Annotated in this window: 2 protein-coding genes; both read left to right on the plus strand. The window is 68.3% G+C overall.

Going from position 1 to position 2,599, the window contains the following annotated elements; all coding sequences use genetic code 11:
- Nucleotides 1-383 precede the first annotated feature (383 nt).
- Nucleotides 384-1,568: an ADP-forming succinate--CoA ligase subunit beta gene (sucC, locus tag IF43_RS0135340; protein ID WP_030211000.1), complete on the plus strand. Its 1,185-nt coding sequence runs from the start codon at nt 384-386 to the stop codon at nt 1,566-1,568.
- Between the two features lie 21 nt (nt 1,569-1,589).
- Nucleotides 1,590-2,483 (plus strand): succinate--CoA ligase subunit alpha, encoded by an 894-nt coding sequence (sucD, locus tag IF43_RS0135345; RefSeq protein ID WP_030211003.1) that lies wholly within the window; start codon nt 1,590-1,592, stop codon nt 2,481-2,483.
- Nucleotides 2,484-2,599: the final 116 nt, after the last annotated feature.

Consider the following 2,599-nt stretch of genomic DNA (forward strand, 5'->3'; position numbering starts at 1 on the left):
GGACGCCGGTTCGGGGGAGAGAGGGGAGGCAGGGGAGTGGCTGCGGTTCGGGGGGCGGCGGTTCCGTGCGGCGTTCCGTCGGCGGTTGCGCCCCCGGGACTCGTACGTAGGCTTGAGTGGGCCCGATCGGCCCTCGTAAATGGTGAGATCGCACGAACTCGCAGCTCATGGGTGAGGCGATCTGTGAGGCGAATCACCGCTCCGGTGTGACGTGCGATTTAGGGACCTACGTCCCACGGAGATAACCTGCCGGACGGACATGCCGCGTCCACGGTCACCGTGTGCGCTCCCCTTGTGACAGCGCCGTCACGTTGCCCTCGCGGCACGCCCACGCAGACAACCGCGATCACTGCGAATCTTAAAAAGACAAGGGACGGACGCGCGTGGACCTGTTCGAGTACCAGGCGAGGGACCTCTTCGCCAAGCACGGTGTACCGGTGCTGGCCGGTGAAGTCATCGACACGCCTGAGGCGGCGCGCGCGGCGACGGAGCGCCTGGGCGGCAAGTCGGTCGTCAAGGCGCAGGTGAAGGTCGGCGGCCGCGGCAAGGCCGGCGGCGTCAAGCTCGCCGCCACCCCGGACGAGGCCGTCGCCCGCGCGACGGACATCCTGGGCATGGACATCAAGGGCCACACGGTCCACAAGGTGATGATCGCGGAGACCGCTCCGGAGATCGTCGAGGAGTACTACGTCTCCTACCTGCTGGACCGCACCAACCGCACCTTCCTGGCCATGGCCTCGGTCGCGGGCGGCATGGACATCGAGGAGGTCGCCGCGACGACCCCCGAGAAGCTCGCCAAGGTCCCGGTCAACGCCAACGAGGGCGTGACGATCGAGAAGGCCCGCGAGATCGTCGCCCAGGCGCAGTTCCCGGCCGAGGTCGCCGAGAAGGTCGCCGAGGTCATGGTCACCCTGTGGGACACCTTCGTCGCCGAGGACGCGCTCCTCGTCGAGGTCAACCCGCTGGCCAAGGTCGCGTCCGGTGACGTCATCGCCCTCGACGGCAAGGTCTCCCTGGACGAGAACGCCGAGTTCCGCCAGCCGGGCCACGAGGAGTTCGTGGACCACGCGGCCGCGAACCCCCTCGAGGCCGCCGCCAAGGCGAAGAACCTCAACTACGTCAAGCTCGAGGGCGAGGTCGGCATCATCGGCAACGGCGCGGGTCTCGTCATGAGCACCCTCGACGTCGTCGCGTACGCCGGTGAGAACCACGGTGGCGTCAAGCCCGCCAACTTCCTCGACATCGGTGGCGGCGCCTCCGCCGCCGTCATGGCCAACGGTCTCGAGATCATCCTCGGCGACCCGGACGTCAAGTCGGTCTTCGTCAACGTCTTCGGTGGCATCACCGCGTGCGACGAGGTCGCCAACGGCATCGTCCAGGCGCTGGCCCTGCTGGAGGAGAAGGGCGAGGCGGTCACCAAGCCGCTCGTCGTCCGTCTCGACGGCAACAACGCGGAGCTGGGTCGCAAGATCCTGTCGGACGCCAACCACCCGCTGGTCCAGCGCGTGGACACCATGGACGGCGCGGCCGACAAGGCCGCCGAGCTCGCTGCGGCTGCTGCGAAGTAAGGGACGAGGTCACAGACTCACATGGCTATCTTCCTCAACAAGGACAGCAAGGTCATCGTCCAGGGCATGACCGGTGCCACGGGCATGAAGCACACCAAGCTCATGCTGGGTGACGGCACCAACATCGTCGGTGGCGTGAACCCGCGCAAGGCCGGCACGACCGTCGACTTCGACGGCACCGAGGTCCCGGTCTTCGGCTCCGTCGCCGAGGCGATGGAGAAGACGGGCGCCAACGTCTCCGTCCTCTTCGTGCCGCCGGCCTTCGCCAAGGCCGCCGTCGTCGAGGCCATCGACGCCGAGATCCCGCTGGCCGTCGTCATCACCGAGGGCATCGCGGTGCACGACTCCGCCGCCTTCTGGGCGTACGCCTCGGCCAAGGGCAACAAGACCCGGATCATCGGCCCGAACTGCCCCGGCCTGATCACCCCCGGTCAGTCCAACGCCGGCATCATCCCGGGCGACATCACCAAGCCCGGCCGCATCGGTCTCGTGTCGAAGTCCGGCACGCTGACCTACCAGATGATGTACGAGCTGCGTGACCTGGGCTTCTCGTCCTGCGTCGGCATCGGTGGCGACCCGGTCATCGGCACCACCCACATCGACGCCCTGGCGGCCTTCGAGGCCGACCCGGAGACCGACCTGATCGTGATGATCGGTGAGATCGGTGGCGACGCCGAGGAGCGTGCGGCCGACTTCATCAAGGCCAACGTCACCAAGCCGGTCGTCGGCTACGTCGCGGGCTTCACCGCCCCCGAGGGCAAGACCATGGGCCACGCCGGCGCCATCGTCTCCGGTTCGTCCGGCACCGCCCAGGCGAAGAAGGAGGCCCTGGAGGCCGCCGGTGTCAAGGTCGGCAAGACCCCGACCGAGACCGCGAAGCTGGCGCGCGAGCTCCTGTCGGGGCTGGGCGCCTGATTCGGGCCGGGTGCCTGATCCGGTGTCCGGTGCCTGATTCGGGGCCGGGTGCCTGATTCGGTGCCCTGCCTGTCTTGAGTGACTGATCGTCGGCTGCGGCCCGTACCCCCTTGGGG

The organism is Streptomyces sp. NRRL S-87 (assembly GCF_000719335.1).
In the GTDB taxonomy this organism is placed as follows: Bacteria; Actinomycetota; Actinomycetes; order Streptomycetales; family Streptomycetaceae; genus Streptomyces.